This window comes from Saccharopolyspora erythraea NRRL 2338, from assembly GCF_000062885.1.
Taxonomy (GTDB): Bacteria; Actinomycetota; Actinomycetes; order Mycobacteriales; family Pseudonocardiaceae; genus Saccharopolyspora_D; species Saccharopolyspora_D erythraea.
Genome location: NC_009142.1, coordinates 1,155,988 through 1,177,362, shown reverse-complemented (window position 1 = coordinate 1,177,362; position 21,375 = coordinate 1,155,988). Strand labels below are relative to the sequence as shown.

Below are 21,375 nucleotides of genomic sequence, written 5' to 3'. Positions count from 1 at the left end.
TGCGACCACGGCTCAGAGCACGGCCCCGGACATCCGGCGGTCGCCGGGCCGGGAGGCCGTCACGACGGATCGGCCCGAGGCGGGGCGCAGGCGCGCAGGTACCGAGAGAGGCGATCACACTGACGCTCAGCAATGAACGGGCCACCGACGGCCCCGAGGAAAAATCGAAGACAGCTCACGATTTCGAGCACAGCACCACCGCGGCGTCCGACTTCGACGTCGACACCGCGCCGCCGCTGCACGCCGAGGCCCCGGCCACGCCGGACACGCCGACCTTCGCCGAACTGGACGTGAACCCGGAGATCGTCCGGGCGCTGGGCGAGGCGGGCATCGAGCACACCTTCGCCATCCAGGAGCTGACCCTGCCGCTGGCGTTGCGCGGGGAGGACCTGATCGGCCAGGCCCGCACCGGCACCGGCAAGACGCTCGGCTTCGGCGTGCCGGTGCTGCACCGCCTCCAGGTGCCCGGTGACGGCACCCCGCAGGCGCTGGTGGTCGTGCCCACCCGCGAACTGTGCGTGCAGGTCGCGCGCGACCTCACCGACGCGGGCAAGCACCTGGGCATCCGCACCCTCGCCGTCTACGGCGGCCGCCCCTACGAGCAGCAGATCGAGGCGCTGCGCAGCGGCGTCGACCTGGTGATCGGCACCCCGGGCCGGCTGCTCGACCTGGCCGAGCAGCAGCACCTGGTGCTGGGCAAGGTCCGCGCGCTGGTGCTCGACGAGGCCGACGAGATGCTCGACCTGGGCTTCCTGCCCGACATCGAGCGCATCCTGCACATGGTCCCCGAGCAGCGCCAGACGATGCTGTTCTCGGCCACCATGCCCGGCCCGATCATCACGCTGGCCAGGACGTTCCTGCGCCAGCCGACCCACATCCGCGCCGAGCAGGCCGACGCCGGTGCCATCCACGAGCGCACCAAGCAGTTCGTCTACCGCGCGCACGCGATGGACAAGACCGAGCTGATCGCGCGGGCGATGCAGGCCAACGGCCGCGGCCTGTCGATGATCTTCACCCGGACCAAGCGCACCGCGCAGAAGCTCTCCGACGAGCTCACCGAGCGCGGCTTCGCCGCCGCCGCGGTGCACGGCGACCTCGGCCAGGGCGCCCGCGAGCAGGCACTGCGCGCGTTCCGCTCCGGCAAGGTCGACATCCTGGTCGCCACCGACGTCGCCGCCCGCGGCATCGACGTCGGCGGCGTCACGCACGTGGTCAACCTGCAGTGCCCGGACGACGAGAAGACCTACGTGCACCGCATCGGCCGCACCGGTCGCGCGGGCCGGGAAGGCGTGGCGATCACGCTCGTCGACTGGGACGAGGAACCGCGCTGGAAGATGATCAGCGACACGCTCGGCCTGGACAAGCCCGAGCCGGTCGAGACCTACTCGACCTCGGCGCACCTGTTCGCCGACCTCGACATCCCGTCCGACGCCACCGGCAGGCTGCCGCTGTCCAAGCGGACCCGCGCCGGGCTGGCCGCCGAACCGGACGAGGACGCCAAGCGCAAGCCGCGCAGCAAGCCGCGCCGCCGCACCCGCGGCGGAGGCGAAGGCAAGAGCGCCGAGGGCGACGGCGAGACCCGTCCGGCGGGCAGGCGCCAGCGCCGCCGGACCCGCGGCGGCGTGGACGCCGCGGCGCAGCCTGCGGAGGCGAAGGCCGACGCGACCGCGCCGGCCGCCGGTGACGGCGGCGCGGACGGCGGCGGCGAGCGGCCGCGCCGGCGCCGCCGCAGGCGGCGTTCCGGCGAGGGCGCCGGCGAAGCCGGGGCCGCCGAGGCGTGAGGTGGCGGGGTCGGCCCGGAGGGCCGGCCCGCGTCCCGGGTCGGTTCCGGAGGAGCCGGCCCGTCTCGGGCCGGGGCGGCGCGGACGCCCCGCCCACCGGCCGAGCAGCCCTGCCGACGGCGGCGGGCGGGGAGACCGGGCGTCGCCCGATCGGCGGCTAAGCTCGAGAGCGCCAGAGTCAGCGGACTGAGCGGGGAGTCGCAGTGGTACGGCCGGAACGGCGGACGAAAGCCGACCTCGCCGCAGTCGTGCTGATCGCCGTGGCCGTGCTGGCGGCCTCCGTCGTGGTGTGGGCGGGAAGCGACGCCCGCGCCACCATCTCCGAACCCGCCGCCCAGTCCGCCCCGGACCTGCCCGACCCGGAGTCGGTGCGGGTACCCGAGTCGCTGCGCGAGGCGTGGCGGGAGCCGAGCCCGGCCACCCCGGTGCCCGTGGTGGCGGGACCGGCCGTCGTGACCGCCGGGGGCAACGAGGTCGTCGGCCGCGATCCGGCCACCGGCCAGGTCCGCTGGCGCTACGCCAGGGACATCCCGCTGTGCACGGTCGGCGAGTCGTGGAAGCGGGCGATCGCGGTCTACCGCAAGGACCACAACTGCAGCGAAGTGACGTCGCTGCGCGGCTCGAACGGCGTGCGCGGGCCGCAGCGCAACGGCGACGCCGAGTTCGGCACCCGGCTGCTCTCCGACGGAACCTACGTCACCGCGAGCGGCCGCAGGGCCGTGGAGAGCTGGCGCTCGGACCTGGTCCGCACCCAGCAGTACGGCATCCCGCCCGCGATGAAGAACCCGGACAACAACCTCAAGCGCCCGGACTGCCAGTACGGTTCGGTCGCCGTCGGAGACCAGCGGTTCGGCCTGGTCGAGGAGTGCCCCGGCGAACCCGGCGGCCGGATCACGCTGCTCAAGACCAAGCCGGAGGACGACGAGAAGCCCGAGGAGCTGTTCAGCACCGGCCTGGGCCTGCCCGGCGCGAGCGTGGTCGCCGTCTCCAAGGACCACGCCGCCGTGCTCGCGCCCGACCGCTCGCAACTGCTCGTCTACGACGGCAACGCCGCCGTGGTCGGGTCCTTCCCGGTCCGGATCGGACCGCGGGACACCACCGCGAACTCGCGGATCGAAGCCACCACCCGCGACGGCCAGGTCTACTGGTTCACCGGCACCGACACCGTCGCACTGCACCCGGACGACCTCACCCCGCTGTGGACCGCGCCGGACACCCTCGGGCCGGGCACCGTCGTCGGCGGCAAGCTGCTGGTGCCGGTGCGGGACGGGCTCGCCGTGCTCGACCCGGCGACCGGCGCGCGGGAGCGGGTCATCCCCGTCGACCGGCAGGGCTACGCCGGTCCGGTGGGGCTCGACTCGGCGGGTGACGTGCTCGTCGAGCAGCGCGGCGAGACGCTGGTCGCGCTGCGCTGACCGGACCGCGGTCGACTGTGTTCTGTCCACATCGGACTATCGTCCGCCGAGCGGCCGGCCCCGCTCGACCCTCGACACGGCCGGGCTCAGCGCCAGCCCCGGCTCAGTCCGTCCTCGGCGGCGCCGCACTGCTGGCAGACGGATCAGGAAGACCAGCGGCTATCTGGTCCAATGCGTTGCTGAGCAGCGGTTCCAGCAGGCCGGGCGGGTTCACGCTCAGCCAGCGGTGGATCGCCACCCGGCCCGCCGCGCCCACGGCGGCCGCAACCAGCCGCGGGTAGAGGTCCCACCCGGGGTCGGTGCCGGTCCGTTCCCCGACCACCTCCGCGAACTCCTCCTCGGCCAGCGTCTCGGCGCGCAGGAACTCCCCGCGCAGCGCGGGTTCGCTGATCATCAGCCGGACCCCGGCGACCCAGTCCGGTGTCGAACCGGAGGGGTCGCCGGCGTACTGCGAGAGCACCGCGTGGCTGATCGCCGTCCACAGCGCCTCTTCCCGGGGCCTGGCGCGGAACTCCGCGACCGCCCGCCGCGACCGGTCCAGGTGCCGTGCCGCGATCGCCTCCGCCTTGCTGGAGAAGTAGTTGTTGAACGTACGAGCCGAAACCCCTGCCGCCGCCGCGATGTCGTCAACCAGCACGTTCTCCAGCCCGCGCTCCACCGCGAGCCGTACCGCGGCCCAGCTCAGGGCCTGGCGCGTGTGCAGCTTCTTGCGCTCCCGGAGCCCCGGGGCACGGGTGACCATGTGATCGAGAATACCGAAACTTCGCGCCGCGAAAGCGCTGTTGAGCAACGTTTGCGCGGGTCAGCGCATCCGGGCCCGCGGCAGCGACCCGGTCAGACCCACCACCAGAACCACAGCGCGCCGAGCGCGACGACATAGGCGCCCGCGGTCGCCAGACCTCCGGTCAGATCACGCCGCCGGTCCGCGACGGCCTGCAACACCAGCGCCAGCGCCGATGCCACGAAGTGCCCGACCACCACGCCGACGCCCGGTCCCTGCTGGCCGATGCTGGTCGCCCAGTACTGCACGCCTACCAGGAACAGCGACAGCACGAGCAGACCCGTTGCCAGCGCACCGGAAACGCCGCGCGCGGCGGTGCCCGACCGCGTCGGCCGCGACCTGCGCGCGTGCCGTCCGCCGGAACGCGCGGCGTGGTCGCGCCAGGCCCGCAGCTCCTCGGCCTCCTGCTCGGGCAGCGGAGGGCGCATCCGCGGCTTCGTCCGGGCATCGGTGCGGCGCGGAGGGGGCGGCATCGGTGGACGGGCGTCGCGCCTCGGTTCGTTCGGTCGCACGGTCACTCCCCCAGCGACGCCCACGGCGCGACGTCGGGAGCCGCCTGCTTGCCTTCCGGGCAGTGCGCGCGGAAGTCGCACCACGAGCAGTGCCTGCCGGTCACCGCCGGGAAGGCCGCGTCGTCGCCGCCGGCGACGAACGCGTCGGTCGCGTCCTGCAGGCCGGCGGCCAGGGATTCGGCGCGGTCGAGGTGCGCGCGCAGCGTGCCTTCGGTGTGCTCCCAGCCCGCGACCTGCCCGGTGGGCAGGTGGTGCAGCTCGACGCGGCGGCACGGCCGGTGCAGGCTCTTGCGCGCCGCCAGCGCGTAGAGCGCGAGCGCGAGGGAGTCGCGGGCGTCGTCGACGCCGAGGGCGTGCCGCCCGGTCTTGTAGTCGACCACGACGAGCTCGCCGCCGCGCTCGTCGAGCCGGTCCACCCGGCCCTCCGCGATGATCGAGCCCATCGGCGCCGAGACCCACCGCTCCACCGCGACCGGGGCGGCGTCGGGATCGAGCCCCTCGACGTAGGAGGTCAGCCACTCCTGCGCCCGGCGGCGGTGGCGCGCGACCTGCTCGGCGTCGGCGAAGCCGTCGCTCTTCCAGTAGCGGCGCAGCAGGACGGGAACCTGCTCCGGGGTGCGCTTGCCCGGACGCAGCTCGAAGAACGCGCGGAGCACGTTGTGCACGACCGCGCCCAGGGTGCTGTGCGCCCAGGCCCCGGCACGCGGAGGCGTCGGCCGGTCGAGGTAGGTCATGCGGTACTTGCGCGGGCACTGCGCCCAGTTCGCCAACCGAGCCGGCGTGACGCGCACCAGCTTGGTGGGGATGCCTTCAAGTCCGAGCTGCCCCTGCACGCTCACCACAGTACGCAGTTCGCGGCCATTGCCGGGAACTGGCCCGCCGACCGGCGGATCACCCGATGATCTTGCTCCCGGTGCACCGCTGCGCCAGTCGGTCCAGCGACTCCGGCGCGGTGGTCTCCTGGCCGATCGCGATCGTCTTGTTGGTGCCGTGGTAGTCGCTGCTGCCGGTCGGCACCAGGTCCAGCTCGGCGGCCAGCGCCCGCAGCCGGTCCCGCACCTGGGGATCGTGGTCGGGATGGTCGATCTCGACGCCGCCGAGCCCGTGTCCGGCCAGCTCCGCGATGACCTCGGCGGACACCATCGGTCCCCGCGCGGCGGCGAACGGGTGCGCCAGCACGGTCACGCCGCCGGCTTCGGTGATCATGTCGATCGCGCGGTGCACCGGTGTGTCGGTGCGCGGGAGGTAGTAGCTGCCCCGGCCGCCCAGGTACCGGGCGAACGCCTCGTCGACGCTGGCGACGGTGCCCGCGCGGACCAGCGCCCTGGCCAGGTGCGGGCGCCCGCCCGGTGAGTCCGGCGGCAGACCCGCCATCAGCTCGTCGGGATCGACGGGGAAGCCGTCGTCGGCCATCCGCTGCGCCATCGCGCGCAGCCGCACCCGCCGCTCGGCGCGCAGCCGCGACTGCTCCTCCGCCAGCGCGGTGGAGCGCGGGTCGAAGAGGTAGGCGAGCAGGTGCACGGTGATGGTGCGCCCGTTGCCGTCCGGGCAGGCGCAGGAGAGCTCGGCGCCGGGAACGACCCGCAGACGGCCCGGCCCGCGGTGCTCCCGCACCGCCCGCTCCGCCTCGGCCCACCCCGCGGTGGTGTCGTGATCGGTGAGGGCGATGACGTCGAGCCCGGCGGCGATCGCCGTGGCGACCAGTTCCGACGGCGTGTCGGTGCCGTCGGACTCGGTTGAATGCGTGTGCAGGTCGATTCGCACACCCATCAGTGTGGCCGATGGCCCCGGAGCGCCGCGCACCCCTGCCGGGCGGGGCCGTTGTCCCGCCCGCGGGACTCTAGAGCTTGGCCTTGCGCCTGCCGACGGCGGCGCGCCTGGCCTTTAGCATCGAGAACCGGTCCTGCTGGGCCTTCTTGTCGCCGAAGACCAGGCCGGAGATGGCCTCCTCGACGCGGTCCGGGTTCGGCACGTACTCGATGCGGTTGAGCGCCTGGATCTGACCGGCGGACTCGACGATCAGGGTGCCGTAGCCGAGCATGCGGCCCAGCAGCGTCCGCCGGAACGTGAGGTCGGTGACCTTGGTGATCGGCATCATCGCCACGTTGATGTCGAAGACACCGGTGGTGATGAGGAACCTCTTGTCGGTCACGACGATGCGCTCCACGTACCAGCTGAGGATCTGGTACGTGAAGCGCAGCAGCACGATCAGACCCGCGTACCACAGGACGTTCACCGGCAGCGTGCTGCCGCCCGGTAGCAGGTACGAGACCATCACCAGTCCGGCGAGCAGCCCGAACGCCTCGAAGAGGTCCCACACCAGGAACGCCCAATGACGGCGAACCCGGATGACCCGTCGCTCGGACTCGAGCAGGTACTCGTCGGGATCCTTCGGAGCGAACACGGCAACCGCCTCCCGCGGCTCGCGGTTTACTGGAAGAGGTTCTGCATGAACGTGATGACCGACTCCGCAGCCCCGCGAAGGCTGTCGAGGATTCCGGTTACGGTCGCGCTGGCCTGAGCCGGCGCTGAGATCAAGAAGAACAGGAGGAACGCGATCCCGGCCCAGGTCAGGATTTTCTTCATGTTCACTGTGACGCACCCCGTCCGAAATGCCCGTTAGTAGCCGATGGCGCCTGCTGATCCGTTGTACCGCACGCGGCCGTCTTACGGCAGCTTTGTACCGCACTTGGGTCAGTCGTTCGCGGGCAGCCTCACTCCGGCTACCCTCCGTGTCGATGATCGTATAGGAGAGCCACGTGATCCGTTGCGTCGGCGCTGTGATCCACGACCCACAAGGCCGGTTGCTGCTGGTCAAACGTGCCCGTGAGCCGGGTCGGGGCAAGTGGTCGCTGCCGGGCGGCAAGGTCGAGCCCGGGGAAACCGACCAGATGGCGGTACACCGCGAAGTCCTGGAGGAAACGGGACTCTCCGTCACTGTCGGCGATCTCGTGGGCCGTGTGCTGCGGCCCGCACCGAATGGCACCTTCGAGATCCTCGACTACTCCTGCTGGAGTAGTGGGTCGTCGCTTTCCGCTGGTGACGACGCTGCGGACGCCCGCTGGACGGACAGTGCGACTTTCGCCACACTGGAGCGGGAAAACGCGCTCACGGAGGGGCTCGCCGACGTCCTGCGAAGCTGGGGCTGCCTACCTCGCGACGGTGACACCTGAATTGAGGCGGCCGGTCGCCCTGCCCGCGGCGGCCACCCGGGGTTTCGTCACGTACCCGCTGGTAGTCGTGAGCGTTTCTCCGCAAGGCGGATAATTCACCCGTTTCGACTGCGGGCTGTGACCCCCGAGGCCATCCGTTGCGCCGTCCGTGGACGTGGGGAGTATTCTTGTCCGTCGGCTGACCAACCCACCGCGACGGTGGTCGAGTTCCGGGAGGTGAGGGATCGTTGAACAGCAGTTCTGACAGCGCACTTCCGTGCAGTACCAACCGCATCCCCGCCTGGAGGACCAGCCGGTAGGCGAACTTCCCCGGAGTCCACGCCACACGGTGGACCTCGATGTGCCGGCCGGGATGCGCGAGCGGTTTCTCGACCCTGCTTTCCCGGTACCAGCGTTCCTGGAGGTCCGCCCATGCCCAGCCTGTCCTCGCTCGGCCTTCGCAACCGCCGCAACGGCGGCACCCGTCCCGCGCAGCGCCTCCCCACACCGGTGTCGGCCTACGTCGTCGACTGCGCCATCTACGTCGACGGTGAGCGCCTGGAGGGGTCCTGGACCCACACCGATGCGATCGACGAAGTGCGCCGCCGCGGCTCCGGGTTCGTCTGGATCGGCCTGCACGAGCCCAGCGAGGAGCAGATCAACGGCCTGGCCGAGACCTTCGGTCTGCACGAGCTCGCCGTCGAGGACGCCGTGCACGCCCACCAGCGGCCCAAGCTGGAGCGCTACGACAACACGCTGTTCATGGTGCTCAAGACGGTCCGCTACATCGCCAACGAGACGCTGTCGGCCAACAGCGAGATCGTGGAGAGCGGCGAGCTGATGGCCTTCGTCGGCCGCGACTTCGTCATCACGGTCCGGCACGGCAAGCACGCGGGCCTCGCGCAGGTCCGCCACCAGCTCGAACAGGACCCGGAGCAGCTCGCGCTCGGGCCGTCGGCGGTGCTGCACGGCATCGCCGACCACGTGGTGGACACCTACCTCGAGGTCACCGACGCCATCCAGGACGACATCGACGAGATGGAGGCCGAGGTCTTCGCGCCCCGGACCAAGATCGACGCCGAGCAGATCTACCTGATGAAGCGCGAGGTGATGGAGCTCCGCCGGTCGGTGATGCCGCTGGCCAAACCGTTGCAGCGGCTGGCGGAGGGCTACACGCCGATGGTGCCGGAGGAGGTCCGCTCCTACTTCCGCAACGTCGACGACCACCTGGCCACCGTCTCCGAGCGGGTGGCGTCCTTCGACGAGCTGCTCACCACGCTGGTCGACGCGACGCTGGCCAAGATCACGCTCCAGCAGAACACCGACATGCGCAAGATCTCGGCGTGGGTGGCGATCATCTCGACGCCGACGATGATCGCCGGGATCTACGGGATGAACTTCGACGTGATGCCCGAGACCCGGTGGACGTTCGGGTATCCGGCGACGCTGCTGGTCATGATGTCGGCCTGCGTCGTGCTGTTCAAGATCTTCCGGCGGAACAAGTGGTTGTGATGATCATGGGGTGTAACGATTCCGCCCCAGCGGACGACATCACCACCGGGGTCACTCATCGCACCGGCGGTCGCCGTAGCGAGTTCCGCCGTTCGCAAACCGCCCGGCGCACCGGGTATCGGACAACGGCAGGTGAGGAGGAAGCCATGCGTCTCACGGCGACGCGCTCTGCACGAGCCGACCACGGGCGGCTTCCCGTCCTCGGCGACCTGACCGCTCGGCGAAGTCCCGGCGCGCACCGGGTCCTCCTCGAGCAGCGGTTCCGGCACACCGCGTGGATCGAGCGAAAACCCGGTGCGATGTGGGACGCGGTCCCCGCCGCGCCGCGCGCCGCAGCCGCGCGCTGACGCCCCGGGCCGGCACCGCGGGCCACATCGTGAGTCGAACGAAATCCGTAGATCTTCGTTTCTCACGCTGGGAGGAAACCCGCCATGACCCGCTTGGTCACCAACAAGCTCGCCGTCCTTTCCGCACTGATCATGGGGTGGATCATCACCCTGTTCGTGATCATCGCCAACCAGATGTGACCGCACCGCACCACCGGCCCGCCACCGGTCCGGGCCCGTGGTGCGGTGTCCGGCCACTCCCCGTTCCCTCCACTATGGACCCGAAAGTGTCGGCGGCCGCTGCGGTACAACTGCACGCGGAGCCGCTGGACGAGGTCGGGAGGGTACGTCGCATGGGAGTTCTGCGCAGCGCCGCGCGGATGTTCGGTCTTGTCGCCCCGGAAGCCGGGCGACGCCCCGGAAACGACCCCGCAGCCGAAGAGCCGCCGCGGGCCGGGGATGCCCCGGAGGCACCCGGGTCGCGGACCGACGCCGAACGCATCCTCGAACTGACCAACCAGGCCCGCTCCGAAGCCGGTCTGCCGCCGTTGCGGATCAGCGACGCGCTGAACCGCGCCGCGGCGGCGCACAGCGCGGACATGGCCGCGCGGGACTTCGTGTCCCACACCGGCAGCGACGGCAGCGACCCCGTCGACCGGGCGAAGGCCGCCGGCTACGTCCTCGCCGAGCTCGCCGAGAACCTCTCGGCGGGCACGGGCGATGCGGAGTCGACGTTCCGGCAGTGGATGCGCAGTCCCGAGCACAGCGGCAACATCCTCGACGCAGGCTTCACCGAGCTCGGTGCCGGCCACGCGCAAGGCGACGGCACCCGGTTCACGCACTACTGGACGCAGGTGCTCGCCCGGCCGAGCTGACCGGCCGGACAGACGGGCAGCGTCTGCACGTTCCCACCGTCGAACGAGGGGCCGGGCACGTTCCCCCGGCCCCTCGTCCCGCGCTCACGTCAGGATGCGGCCCGTCGACGGGTCGAACAGGTGCAGCTTCTCCGGGTCGAACCACACCGTCACCTGCTGGTTCTCCCGCGCCCCCGACTCCACCGAGAGCCGGGTGACCAGGTGCCCGTCGTCGCTGGGCACCTCGGCGGTGCCCGCGTCGGCTGCCAGCTCCTCCAGCTCCGCGCTGCTGGCCCGCCCGCCGCGCAGGGTGAAGTAGACGTACTTGTCCGAACCCATCTCCTCCACGACCTCCACCTCCTCGGTGAAGGTCGCGCCGGAGCGCTGCAGGGCGTCGTCGACCAGCGCGGCGTCCTCGAAGTGCTCCGGGCGGATGCCCAGGATCAGCTCCCGCGGCGCGTCGGCCGACTCCAGCGCCCGGCGGATCCGGTCGGTCAGCGGCAGGTCGCCGAGCGCGCAGCGCACCGAGCTCTCCGCGACCTCGGCGGGCAGGAAGTTCATCGCGGGCGAGCCGATGAACCCCGCGACGAACAGGTTCGCCGGGTGCTCGTAGAGGTGCTGCGGCGCGCCGATCTGCTGCACGACCCCGCCGCGCAGCACCACGACCCGGTCGCCGAGGGTCATCGCCTCGGTCTGGTCGTGGGTGACGTAGACCGTGGTGGTGCCCAGCCGCTTCTGCAGCTTCGACACCGAGGTCCGCATCTGCACGCGCAGCTTGGCGTCCAGGTTGGACAGCGGCTCGTCCATCAGGAACGCCTTGGGGCTGCGCACGATCGCCCGCCCCATGGCCACCCGCTGCCGCTGCCCGCCGGAGAGGTTGGCGGGCTTGCGGGACAGGTGCTGGGTCAGGTCCAGGACCTTGGCGGCCTCCTCGACCTTCGAGCGCACCTCGGCGTCGCCCACCTTGGCCAGCCGCAGCGGGAACGCCATGTTCTCGAACACCGACATGTGCGGGTAGAGCGCGTAGGACTGGAACACCATGGCGATGTCGCGGTCCTTCGGCGCGCGGTCGTTCATCCGCTCGCCGCCGATGCGCAGCTCGCCGGAGCTGATGTCCTCCAGCCCGGCGATCATGTTCAGCGTGGTGGACTTGCCGCAGCCCGAGGGCCCCACGAGGATCACGAACTCCCCGTCGGCGATCTCCAGGTCCACCGAGTCCACCGCGAGCGCCCCGTCCGGGTAGCGCTTGGTCACCTTGTCCAGAACGATCTCGGCCACTTCACTTACCCCTTCACTGCGCCCGAGGTCAGCCCCGAGACGATGCGACGCTGGAAGAACAACACGAACACGATGATCGGGATGGTGATCACCACGGCCGCCGCCGAGATCGATCCGGTGGGATCCTCGAACTGCGAGTCACCGGTGAAGAACTGCAGCGCGACCGGCACGGTGCGGGAGTTCTCCGTCGAGGTCAGCGAGATGGCGAACAGGAAGTCGTTCCAGCAGAAGATGAACACCAGGATGGCGGTGGTGAACACCCCGGGCGCCGCCAGCGGGGCGATCACCTTGGCGAACGCCTGGCCGGGGGTCGCGCCGTCCATCTTGGCGGCCTTCTCCAGCTCCCACGGGATCTCGCGGAAGAACGCCGACAGCGTGTAGATCGCCAGCGGCAGCGAGAACGTGATGTAGGGCAGGATCAGGCCGGTCCAGGAGTCGAACAGCCCGAGTGTGCGCTCGATCTCGAACAGCGGCGAGACCAGCGACACCTGCGGGAACATCGCGATCAGCAGCGAGACGCCGACCAGCAGCCGCTTGCCGGGGAACTCCAGCCGGGCGATGGCGTAGGCGGCCATCGTGCCCAGCACCACGGCGATCGCGGTGGCGATCAGCGCGATGCCGATCGAGTTCAGCAGTGCCCGGGTGAACTCGGTGGTGGAAAAGATCGCCGCGTAGTTCTCCAGCGTCCACTCGCGCGGGATCAGACTGCCGTCGCCCAGGGTCGCCGGCGTCTTGAACGACAGCGACAGGATCCACAGCACCGGAAGCAGTGCGTAGATCACGACGACGATGTTGAGCACCGTCCACCCGGCTTTGCGCCCCGGGGTCTCGGCCCCGCCCACGCCGGCCATCAGGGCCTCCCCTTGTCATCGCCGCCGGGCGCGGCGGCGCCGAACAGCTTCACGAACAGGAACGCGATCAGCGCCACCGCGATGAAGATCAGCACCGACATGGTGGATCCGATACCGAGGTTGAGGCCCTTGATCAGGTTGTTGTAGGCCAGCACCGACACCGACGAGGTGTCCTGCGAGCCCGATGTCAGCACCACGATGTTGTCGAAGACGCGGAACGCGTCGAGGGTGCGGAACAGCAGCGCGACCAGGATCGCCGGCTTCATCACCGGCAGCATCACCTTGACGAACCGCTGCCACGGCCCGGCGCCGTCCATCGCGGCGGCCTTGAGCAGGTCGTCGGGCACCAGCGCCAGGCCGGCCATCAGCAGCAGCGCCATGAACGGCGTGGTCTTCCAGATCTCGGCCAGGATGATGATCGCCAGCGAACCCGCGCGGTCGGTCAGCGGCGCGGACTCCGGGGCGAACAGGTTCGCCAGGTACCCGGTGTCCGGGGTCCAGGCGTAGCGCCAGCTGAACGCGGCGACCACCGTGACGATGCCGTACGGGATCAGGCTGACCGTGCGCACCAGGCCGCGCCCGACCAGCGCGCGGTGCATGATCAACGCCAGGCCCATGCCGAGCACGAACTCGATCGCCACCGACACCACGGTGATCAGCAACGTCACCCAGAACGCGGTCCACCAGTAGCCGTTGGTCAGCACGGTGACGTAGTTCTCCAGCCCGACGAACTCCCGCTGGTCCGGGTACTTCAGGTCGAAGCGCTGGAACGACAGCCACACCGCGTACAGGATCGGCCAGCCGGTCACCGCGACCATGACCAACGCCGCCGGCGCGCACAGCAGCCAGCCGAGCCGGCGTTCGGCCTTCTTGCCCTCGCTGATCGCCCCGCCTTCCCGAATGTCAGCGGCGGGGTCCGCTCTCCTGGTAGACACCATCACGGCATCACGCCCTTGGAGTCCAGTGCGTTCTGCACCTCGGTGCGCATCTTCTCGGCCGTCTTCGGCGGGTCGATGGCCGCGACCGGGGCCAGCAGGTTGGTGAGCACGGTCGAGAGGTTCTGCGCCGCCGGGGTCACCGGCCGCACGCCCGGGTCCTTGAGCCCCTCCAGGATCGTCTCCTTCATCGGGTACTCCGCGTCCATCGCCGGGTCCTGGTAGACCGACTCGATCGTCGGCGGGACACCGTCGTTGATCGCGGAGAACTTCTGGTTCTCCGGGTTGCGCATGCACAGCGCCGCCTCGAAGGCCAGGTCCGGCTTGGTCGAGTACTGGCTGACCGCGAGGTTGTAGCCGCCGATGGTCGACTTGCTCGGCACGCCAGGCGTCACACCTGGCAGCCGCGCCCACTTGACCTTCTGGGCCAGCTCCGGCTTGTCCTCCTGCATGGAGGGGTAGACGAACGGCCAGTTGAGCTGGAACGCCGCCTCGCCGTTCTCGAACTCCATGCGGACGTCGTCCTGCTTGGCGTTGTTCATCGCCGGGCTGGTCACCCCGGCGCGGCCGAAGTCGCGCAGCACCTCCAGCGCCCGCACCGCGCCCGCGTCGATCTCGGCGCGCTTGCCGTCAGCGGAGACGATGTGCCCGCCCGCGGACTCCACCAGCGTGTTGAAGTGCACGAACAGGCCCTCGAACTGGGCACCGCTGAACGAGATCCAGTACGGCTTGCCCTCGCGCTTGAGCCGCTGCGACTCGGCGATCATCTCGTCCCAGGTCGCGGGCGGCTTGTCCACCAGGTCGGCCCGGTACCACAGCAGCTGCACGTTGGTGTTCTTCGGCGCGGCGTAGAGCTTGCCGCCGGAGCGGGCCGTCTCCAGCGGGCCCTCCAGCGTGCCGCGCTCGGCCTCCTCCTTGTTGCGCCCGGTCCACTCCCGGATCCAGTTCGCCTCGGCGAACTCACCGGTCCACGTCACGTCCAGCCCGAGGACGTCCATGCCCGGGTCCTGCGCCGCGAGCCGCCGCACCATCTGCTCCCGCTGGCCGTCGGCCTCGCGCGGGAGCTTGTTGTAGACGATGTGGTACCGGCCCTGGGACTGGGCGTTGCAGCGGTCGACGACCGTCTGCAGGTTCTCTTCGGGGGCGTAGTACAGGTTCACCGTGTTCGCGCTCGACGCCGGCGCGCACGCCGTCAGCGCCGAAGCACATGCCAGGGACGCCCCGAGCGCGGCCGTCAGCCGCCTCCGCCGCCTGGTCCCGCCACCGCGAGGTCTCACGTCGTGGCCCTCCAGTCTGATCTCCTCCGACCGCACAGGAGGGCGCACGGTGTCCGGCGCCTCCTTGCGCTGCCACCACCGCGCCTGGGCACACCGGGTGCGGTGGGTGAAACGTAGGTCGGTAGATCGATCAAGGCAAGCCTTGTTGCCAACCCGTGAACGACCACGCCGCGGCGGCCGCCGCGGCGCGCGGACGCCGGCGAAGCCGATGGTCCGTTCGGCGGTTCGAAGACTGCTCCGGACACGCCGGCTCCGTCGCCGCCGCGCGGAGGCGGCTCGGACGGTCGTGGTGCGCTGCGGGCCGGCGCCCTGGCGGGCGAGGTGCTCTGACGACTCGCGCGACCGTGCCCTCCAGTGTGCGCCCCGCAGGTCGCGCGCGGTGCGCACTCGGACGGGCGCGGGAGCGTCTGGCCTGGTCAGTCGTGTCCGTGCGGTCCGGGGCGGCTGTGCGCGCTCGGACGTCAGTCACGCACCCCGGCGTGGGTCGGTTGGTCAGCCGAGCGGCGCGGGCCGCCCCCAGAGCGCGCATACGCGACGACCCCGGCCGCACCGGACCGGGGTCGCTTCAGCGCTGACGGGAGGCGGGCGCCCGCCTCGGGCTCACTGCGCCGACGGCGGGCGCATGGCGAGCTTGGCGAGCAGGTTGCGGCCCTCCTCGGCGTGCTTGGGCTGCGCGAGGACGTCGTAGCGGCCCGCGACGAGCTGGCTGGCGGAGGAGAAGTCGCGTCGGCCGCGCGTGGAGGCGTAGCCGACCGCGGCGAAGACGAGCCCGAACACCACACCGGTGCCCAGGCCGACCAGCACCGGGCCGAGCCAGCTGCCCTGCGGGGTGAACATGCCCAGGATGAGTCCCACGAAGAGACCGAACCACGCTCCCGACGCGGCGCCCCCGCCCAGCACCCGGCCCCAGCTCAGCCGGCCGGTGACCCGCTCGACGAGCATCAGGTCGACGCCGACGATGGTCACCTCCTGCACCGGGAAGTCGCTTTCGGCCAGGTGGTCGACGGCGCGCTGGGCCTCCTCGTACGTTCCGTAGGAGCCGATCGGCCAGCCGGTCGGCGGCGTCGGCAGACTCGGTGTACCCGCCGACTGCCGACCGGGGCCGGTAAACGGGTTGGACACCGCGGACACCTCCGTAGGCTCGCTGCCGCGCGACGCGGACGTGCGTCCGCCTGCGGCAGGGGTTCGTCGTCCGGCGCCGGAAGGCACCGGCCGAGTGGTTCGTCGAGTGGTTCCGGCAGGTCCGATTCCTGCCGATTGTCCTCTCCCAGGCTACTCCACGCCGAGATCATCTATCCGCCAACACGGTACGGCCGATGGCCGCGGGCAGCACCCCCGTCGCGCCGACCGGGCACGCCCGGAACGCGATCGACGACGGGACCGGGCCCCGGACGGTGAGCGCGCTATCCGCTCGGACGGGGCCGCGGTCGTAGCAGATCGACGGTGGCCAGCAGGAGCACGTGCGCGTAGCCGGTCAGGGCGATGGCCGCCAGGATCCAGCCGCCCTCGGGCGGCGCGTCGGCGACCCACGCCAGCGTCGCGGCGAACACCACCGCCGTGACCGCCACCGCCGCGATCCGGGCCGTGGTGCGGTAAGCCAGGGTCGCGGGCCAGGTCAGCACGGCGGCGACCAGCACCAGGCCGAGCGCGGTGAGCCGGAAGCCGGTGCTCCACAGCCATCCCTCCGCTCCGAGCAGCACCGCGGTGATGAACAGCGCGGGCAGCCACCGGGCCAGCCCGCTGGCATGTCCCATCAGCGCCCGGCCCAGCCACACCGCGAACAGGATCGTCAGCAGCATCGCCCACAGCACGCCGACGCCGAAAGAGGTCCCGCTGAAGTCGGCGAGCCCGAACCAGTTCGGCGCGCCTGCCGCCGCCGGCTCCTCCCCGCACGGGGCTCCGCCGTAGTCGGCGAGCGGACAGCCTGAGAGGTCCCGCACCGCGCACGCGGCGGCGGCTCCGGTCTCGTCCGGCGGCGAACACCACGAGATCGTCGTCTGGAAGGCGCTCTCCGCCTGGTCGTTCGACAGGAGCTGCAAGCCCGGCACGGTCGGCCCGTACCCGGTGAACATCACCGCCGAGGCGGCGACGAACGCGACGAGCGAAACGCGCCTGGGTGCGGCGAAGGCGAGCAGCACCGCCAGCAGCAACGGCTTGACCAGCGTCAGCGCCAACCGGCCAAGCCTGTCCAGGACACCGGTCCCGTCGGGTCGCACCGCCCGGTAGGCCAGCAGCCCGAACCTGGTCGCCAGCGCCGCGATCCGCTTCTCGCCTAGGTCCGGCAGCCGTTCCCGGCCGACGCGGTAGCGGCGCACCTGGTCGGTCAGCTCGGGCGGGGGCGGGGTCGCGGGCTCCCCGCCGCCATCGGTGTCGGCCCCCGGCTTCACCGTCGCCACGAACGGCAGCTCGCACGCGACGATCGTCCAATGCAGACGCTCGATGAGCAGCTTGCGGGTCTGCTTGAGCGCGTGCTCGTCGTCCGGGTCGGCGAACAGCGCGTCGAGCTCGGCGCGCACCTCGTCGGCGTGCGCCGACCACAGCTCGGCGAGGAACCCCCGCCACTGCGCGGCGCGCTCCTCGTCGAGGTCGCCGAGCTCCTGCGGGGCGGGGTCGCTGACGATGGCGCGCAGCGCCTCGCGCAGTCCTCCCGCGCCGAGGTGGGCGTTGCGCTGGGCGAGCCGGCGCGGATCGGTGAGCAGGCCGACGAGGCTGGCCGCCGCGTCCATCCGGCCCCACATCCAGTCGTTGGCCCGCCACCTGGCCGACAGGAAAGCGCCGAAGTTCGACAGGTCCGCACCGCGGATCTTGTCGGCGATCCGCAGCGGGATGTCGGCACCGCGGCGCAGGGCCTCGAACGGCAGCGAGCTCTGCTCGTCGCTGACCACCCGCAGCAGGTTGATGCGGGTCCCCGGGGTCCGGCCGACATCGAGCGGCGCGGTGAGCACCACCAGCGGGCGCAGCGCCCGCGCACCTGCTTCCTCCAGCAGCGAATAGCCGAGCTGTTCCGGTTCGTCCAGGTGCACCCTCTCGCCCGCGGCGGCCGCCAGACGGTCGGCGATGCCGTGCAGCACCGCGGTCGCCTCCGCCACCGCGTCGACCCCGCCGGCGTCGTCCGGAACCGCGTCGGCCCCCGAGGACTCCACGATGGACAGCAGCTCGCGGGCGAACCCGGTCAGCTCGTGCTGGAACCCCTCGCCGCCCTCCACCGACGCCAGGACCGAGCCGAGCAGCGGCCGTACCGGCGAGGGCAGGTGGTGCTGGAGCCGCTCGCGGCGCCGGAGCACGCGGTCGATCCAGCCGTCGAGCTCGTCGGACTCCACGATCGGCTCCAGCCGGGCGCCGTTGAGCCAGTACCGGTCGGCGTGGCCTTCCAGCACCTCGGCGAACACCCGCAGCCGGTACAGCGCCGACTTGCACCGCCCGATCCCGGCGGGCGCGGCCGACCAGCGCTCGATGTCGCGCGCCCAGCCGATGCACTCCTGCACTCCCGACAGCAGACCGCGCACGTCGTCGAAGACCCGGGGCGTGGCGTGCGCGGCCATCCGCCGCGACAGCCGCCTGCCGAGCAGGTGGCGCGCCCGCGCGGACCAGCCGGCCAGCGGGTCGCCGGGCACCGGCGGGAGCAGCCTGCCGTCCTCGGTGCCCGCGGGCTCCTCGAGCAGCCGTCGCACGGCCTGCGCGTCGAGCTCGCAACGCACCACGGCGTGCTCGGTCTCGACCTCGGCCGCCTCGCGCACGAGCAGGTCCTGCCGTTCCGCGGGTTCGGCGGCGCGCAGCCGGGCGAACAGCGCCCTACGGCGCAGGCCGGTCCGCTCCACGACCCGGTTGTGCTCGTCGAGCGCGTCGAGGTCGCTCAGCAGCGACTCCTGGCTCAACCGCGCCCGGATCGCGGCGGAGGCGACCGGCAGCCCGGCCCCGTCGGCGCGCTCGGTGTCCGACGCCGCGCCCTCCGGGTTCAGGTAGAGCAGCCAGCGTTGCGTGGGCCGGTCGGCCGGGGCGGCGGCGATGGCGTCGACCGCGGCGGCGACGGGGATGTTGTCCAGCACCCCGCCGTCGATCACCCGGTACGGCGAGCCGGTGGTGTTCAGCTCGGAGAACAGGCCGCTCATGTTCGGCTCACCGGGCGGGACCTCGCCGGTCGACGAGTACACCCTGGACGGTTCGAACGCGAACGGGAACGACGACGTCGTGCGCGCCGCGTGCGCCAGCCGCCGGACCGTCTCGTCGAACGCGGTGCCGGTCCCGAAGTCCGACAGCGGGTCCCCGGCCTCGCCGCGGTGGCGGAACCGGAACGACGCGGTGCGCCGCTCCTGGGTCAGCGGCCGGGAACGCCCGTCGAAGTGCCGCTCGATCACCGGGTCCAGCAGGGTGGCGGTGAGCAGCAGGTCCGCGCGCCGGCTGACATCGCGCGCGCCGTCGCCCTCCGCGACGCCCTCGGAGATGGTGCGCGCCAGCTCGGTGCGGAAGTAGCCGTCGCCCTCCAGCAGCGACGGCGGGCGGGCGTCCCAGAGCTTCGGCACCTGCCGGGCCATCGCCTCCAGGTCGGCCAGCCGCACCCACATCCGCCGCATCCGGTCGAAGGGCATGCCGTAGACCATCGACGTCGAAAGCAGGGTCGCGTTCAGCCCGCCCGCCGACGCCCCGGCGAGGACGTCGACCGCCACCGAGTCGTAGCCGGCCAGCCGCGCGAGCGCTCCCCAGGGATGCCGCGCCGGACCGGGCTCGGCCAGCGCCGAGCGCAGGTGGTTGATCTCGGCGACCGCGCCGCCGATCCACACCGCGAGGCTCGCACCGCCGCGCATGGCCAGCGCCAGCCGCAGTTCCTGCTCGTTCTCCTGCACAGGCCCGGTGGCCACGTCGAGGCCCGCCCCCTCGGTCGGTGATCGGTGCTGCCTCGGAAAACTACCGCGTGCCGGGCGCTGGACGAAGATCGACTCGGGTCGGTCAGCCCACCGGCCCAGCAGCTTGGTCTGTTGGTGGCCGCCATCGGTCGGCCGACGTCAACCGGCTGTCGGCGGAGGTCCGCAATCGGTCCGCGTCAGCTCGCCGCCGACTGCGGTCGGCGTGCCGGGGGCTTCCGGCGATCGGCCCGAGTGCGGTGGCGTCGAGCGGCGGATCCGCATCAACCCACTGCCGACAGCCCAATCGCCGGTCCGCGTCAATCCGCTGCCGGCGGGGTCCAGCGATCGCTCCGCGTCATGCCCGCCGCGCGCCCCTTGCCCGCGATCACCAGAGCCATCTTGCGGGAGGCCTCGTCGATCATCTCGTCGCCGAGCATTGCCGCGCCGCGCTTGCCACCGGCCTCGGAGGTGTGCCACTCGTAGGCGTCGAGGATGTTCTCGGCGTGGTCGTAGTCCTCCTGGCGCGGCGAGAAGATCTCGTTGACCGCATCGACCTGCGCCGGGTGCAGCACCCACTTGCCGTCGTAGCCCAGCGCGGCCGAGCGCCCGCCGACCGCGCGCAGCCCGTCGACGTCCTTGATCTGCAGGTACGGGCCGTCGATCGCCTGCACGCCGAACGCGCGCGCCGCCATCAGCATCCGCATCAGCACGTAGTGGTAGGCGTCGCCGACGTCGTAGCCCGGCGGCTGCTGGCCGACGACCAGCGAACGCATGTTGATCGAGGCCATGAAGTCGGCCGGGCCGTAGACCAGCGCCTCCACCCGGGGCGATGCGGCGGCGATCGCGTCGACCTCGACCAGTCCCCTGGCGTCCTCGATCTGCGGCTCGATGCCGATCCGGCCCACCGGCAGGCCCAGCGCCCGCTCGATCTGGGTGAGGGTGAGGTCGAGCCAGCGAACGTGGTCGGCGACGCTCACCTTCGGCAGGATGATCGTGTCGAGGTTCGCGCCCGCGCCCTCGACGACGCGCACCACGTCCTGGTAGGTCCACTCGGTGGTGAGGTCGTTGACCCGCACCGTGCGGATCTTGCCGTCCCAGCCGCCCTCGTTGAGCGCGCCCACGATCCGGTCCCGCGCCTCGGCCTTGGCCAGCGGGGCGACGGCGTCCTCGAGGTCGAGGAAGAACTGGTCGACCGGCAGGCCGCGGGCCTTGTCGATCATCTTCGCGCTGGAGCCGGGCACCGCCAGGCAACTGCGGCGGGAGCGTGGGCTGTCGGGCACGTGTCCTCCTCGGTCCGGGTCGCACGCCGTGTCTACCACGCACGACGGCGGGTGCACTGTGATCAGCGTCCCGTCCGGCGGGCACCCGGCGCAGGCAGCAGCCGCCGTCGCCGCAGGAGGCTCCGGCTCGACCGAGGGCGGCCGGGAGCAGGCGAACCCGGTCAGGCCGTGGCCGACTCGGCTTCCAGGTCGCGCAGCAGCGCCACGACCGCGGGCGCGGTCTCCGGTTGCGCCAGGTACTCCGCGCAGGTCATCCAGGCCATCTCGGCGATCTCGGCCGCCGGTTCGGGCACCCCGCTCAGCTCGGCCGAATAGCAGCTCAGGTCCACCCGCACACCCTCGCCCTGCCCGTAGGCGTCGGTGACGTAGCGGCCGACGAAGCGCTCCGTGCCCGCGACCAGGCCCGCCCCGAGCTCCTCGTCGACCTCGCGGTGCAGCGCCTCCAGCTCGCTCTCGCCCGCCTCGATCTTGCCTCCCGCGAGGTAGAACGCGGCGTGCCAGCGGGCGCGCACCAGCAGCACCCGGCCGTCGACCCGGTGGACCAGTCCGACTACGCGAAGGGTCTCGCTCACCGCTCCAT

The 21,375-nt window shown here is 71.8% G+C and carries 20 protein-coding genes; 6 read left to right on the top strand and 14 right to left on the bottom strand.

Going from position 1 to position 21,375, the window contains the following annotated elements:
- The first annotated feature begins 68 nt into the window (after positions 1-68).
- Both SACE_RS05175 and SACE_RS05170 read left to right on the top strand, forming a co-directional pair.
- Positions 69-1,781, top strand: coding sequence for a DEAD/DEAH box helicase (locus tag SACE_RS05175; protein ID WP_044547794.1), 1,713 nt, complete (start codon positions 69-71; stop codon positions 1,779-1,781).
- Between the two features lie 203 nt (positions 1,782-1,984).
- The gene (locus SACE_RS05170) at positions 1,985-3,196 is read left to right on the top strand and encodes an Rv3212 family protein (protein WP_011873240.1); all 1,212 of its coding nucleotides are present in this window, start codon (positions 1,985-1,987) and stop codon (positions 3,194-3,196) included.
- Between the two features lie 103 nt (positions 3,197-3,299).
- Here the strand turns inward: SACE_RS05170 and SACE_RS05165 are convergent, their stop codons facing one another.
- The 6 genes from SACE_RS05165 to SACE_RS38140 form a co-directional block, all read right to left on the bottom strand.
- The gene (locus SACE_RS05165) at positions 3,300-3,938 is read right to left on the bottom strand and encodes a TetR/AcrR family transcriptional regulator (protein WP_009949755.1); all 639 of its coding nucleotides are present in this window, start codon (positions 3,936-3,938) and stop codon (positions 3,300-3,302) included.
- 92 nt (positions 3,939-4,030) lie between these two features.
- Positions 4,031-4,405: a hypothetical protein gene (locus tag SACE_RS05160; RefSeq protein WP_009949756.1), complete on the bottom strand. Its 375-nt coding sequence runs from the start codon at positions 4,403-4,405 to the stop codon at positions 4,031-4,033.
- A gap of 86 nt (positions 4,406-4,491) precedes the next feature.
- Positions 4,492-5,322, bottom strand: a complete 831-nt coding sequence (locus tag SACE_RS05155) for a RecB family exonuclease (protein ID WP_011873239.1) — start codon at positions 5,320-5,322, stop codon at positions 4,492-4,494.
- 58 nt (positions 5,323-5,380) lie between these two features.
- On the bottom strand, positions 5,381-6,259 hold the full coding sequence (locus SACE_RS05150; RefSeq protein ID WP_011873238.1) for a PHP domain-containing protein: 879 nt from the start codon (positions 6,257-6,259) through the stop codon (positions 5,381-5,383).
- A gap of 70 nt (positions 6,260-6,329) precedes the next feature.
- Complete coding sequence (locus tag SACE_RS05145) at positions 6,330-6,893, bottom strand: PH domain-containing protein (RefSeq protein WP_009949760.1); 564 nt, start codon at positions 6,891-6,893, stop codon at positions 6,330-6,332.
- Positions 6,894-6,919: 26 nt separating this feature from the next.
- A complete protein-coding gene (locus SACE_RS38140) occupies positions 6,920-7,075 on the bottom strand; it encodes a hypothetical protein (RefSeq protein WP_162131611.1) in 156 nt (51 codons plus the stop codon).
- Between the two features lie 173 nt (positions 7,076-7,248).
- On the opposite strand from SACE_RS38140, the gene SACE_RS05140 reads away from it, so the two are divergent.
- The 4 genes from SACE_RS05140 (at position 7,249) to SACE_RS05125 (ending at position 10,354) form a co-directional block, all read left to right on the top strand.
- On the top strand, positions 7,249-7,662 hold the full coding sequence (locus SACE_RS05140) for an NUDIX domain-containing protein (RefSeq protein WP_009949764.1): 414 nt from the start codon (positions 7,249-7,251) through the stop codon (positions 7,660-7,662).
- A gap of 411 nt (positions 7,663-8,073) precedes the next feature.
- A complete protein-coding gene (locus tag SACE_RS05135) occupies positions 8,074-9,153 on the top strand; it encodes a magnesium and cobalt transport protein CorA (RefSeq protein WP_009949765.1) in 1,080 nt (359 codons plus the stop codon).
- A 146-nt stretch (positions 9,154-9,299) separates the two neighbouring features.
- Complete coding sequence (locus SACE_RS05130; protein ID WP_009949766.1) at positions 9,300-9,500, top strand: hypothetical protein; 201 nt, start codon at positions 9,300-9,302, stop codon at positions 9,498-9,500.
- A 332-nt stretch (positions 9,501-9,832) separates the two neighbouring features.
- Positions 9,833-10,354, top strand: coding sequence for a CAP domain-containing protein (locus SACE_RS05125; RefSeq protein WP_009949768.1), 522 nt, complete (start codon positions 9,833-9,835; stop codon positions 10,352-10,354).
- Positions 10,355-10,438: 84 nt separating this feature from the next.
- Here the strand turns inward: SACE_RS05125 and SACE_RS05120 are convergent, their stop codons facing one another.
- From SACE_RS05120 to SACE_RS05085, 8 genes are all read right to left on the bottom strand, one after another.
- Positions 10,439-11,611: an ABC transporter ATP-binding protein gene (locus tag SACE_RS05120; RefSeq protein WP_009949769.1), complete on the bottom strand. Its 1,173-nt coding sequence runs from the start codon at positions 11,609-11,611 to the stop codon at positions 10,439-10,441.
- Positions 11,612-11,616: 5 nt separating this feature from the next.
- Positions 11,617-12,462: a carbohydrate ABC transporter permease gene (locus SACE_RS05115; RefSeq protein ID WP_009949770.1), complete on the bottom strand. Its 846-nt coding sequence runs from the start codon at positions 12,460-12,462 to the stop codon at positions 11,617-11,619.
- Complete coding sequence (locus SACE_RS05110; protein WP_011873237.1) at positions 12,462-13,400, bottom strand: carbohydrate ABC transporter permease; 939 nt, start codon at positions 13,398-13,400, stop codon at positions 12,462-12,464. The genes SACE_RS05115 and SACE_RS05110 overlap by 1 nt, the downstream gene beginning before the upstream one ends.
- Positions 13,400-14,674 carry an ABC transporter substrate-binding protein gene (locus SACE_RS05105; RefSeq protein WP_193755453.1) on the bottom strand — a complete coding sequence of 425 codons (1,275 nt, stop codon included), beginning with the start codon at positions 14,672-14,674 and terminating at the stop codon, positions 13,400-13,402. The genes SACE_RS05110 and SACE_RS05105 overlap by 1 nt, the downstream gene beginning before the upstream one ends.
- A 600-nt stretch (positions 14,675-15,274) precedes the next feature.
- A complete protein-coding gene (locus SACE_RS05100; RefSeq protein WP_009949774.1) occupies positions 15,275-15,796 on the bottom strand; it encodes a YflT domain-containing protein in 522 nt (173 codons plus the stop codon).
- Between the two features lie 281 nt (positions 15,797-16,077).
- Positions 16,078-19,530, bottom strand: a complete 3,453-nt coding sequence (locus tag SACE_RS05095; protein ID WP_011873236.1) for a patatin-like protein — start codon at positions 19,528-19,530, stop codon at positions 16,078-16,080.
- 302 nt (positions 19,531-19,832) lie between these two features.
- Complete coding sequence (locus SACE_RS05090; RefSeq protein ID WP_009949776.1) at positions 19,833-20,795, bottom strand: HpcH/HpaI aldolase/citrate lyase family protein; 963 nt, start codon at positions 20,793-20,795, stop codon at positions 19,833-19,835.
- 161 nt (positions 20,796-20,956) lie between these two features.
- Positions 20,957-21,367, bottom strand: coding sequence for an NUDIX hydrolase (locus SACE_RS05085; RefSeq protein ID WP_009949777.1), 411 nt, complete (start codon positions 21,365-21,367; stop codon positions 20,957-20,959).
- Between the last annotated feature and the right edge of the window lie 8 nt (positions 21,368-21,375).

Bases quoted from the DNA above. Each gene is read 5' to 3' on its own strand.
- SACE_RS05165 (WP_009949755.1), bottom strand. From the start codon at position 3,938: ATGGTCACCCGTGCCCCGGGGCTCCGGGAGCGCAAGAAGCTGCACACG.
- SACE_RS05160 (WP_009949756.1), bottom strand. From the start codon at position 4,405: ATGCGCCCTCCGCTGCCCGAGCAGGAGGCCGAGGAGCTGCGGGCCTGG.
- SACE_RS05150 (WP_011873238.1), bottom strand. From the start codon at position 6,259: ATGGGTGTGCGAATCGACCTGCACACGCATTCAACCGAGTCCGACGGC.
- SACE_RS38140 (WP_162131611.1), bottom strand. From the start codon at position 7,075: ATGAAGAAAATCCTGACCTGGGCCGGGATCGCGTTCCTCCTGTTCTTC.
- SACE_RS05135 (WP_009949765.1), top strand. From the start codon at position 8,074: ATGCCCAGCCTGTCCTCGCTCGGCCTTCGCAACCGCCGCAACGGCGGC.
- SACE_RS05130 (WP_009949766.1), top strand. From the start codon at position 9,300: ATGCGTCTCACGGCGACGCGCTCTGCACGAGCCGACCACGGGCGGCTT.
- SACE_RS05125 (WP_009949768.1), top strand. From the start codon at position 9,833: ATGGGAGTTCTGCGCAGCGCCGCGCGGATGTTCGGTCTTGTCGCCCCG.
- SACE_RS05115 (WP_009949770.1), bottom strand. From the start codon at position 12,462: ATGGCCGGCGTGGGCGGGGCCGAGACCCCGGGGCGCAAAGCCGGGTGG.
- SACE_RS05110 (WP_011873237.1), bottom strand. From the start codon at position 13,400: ATGGTGTCTACCAGGAGAGCGGACCCCGCCGCTGACATTCGGGAAGGC.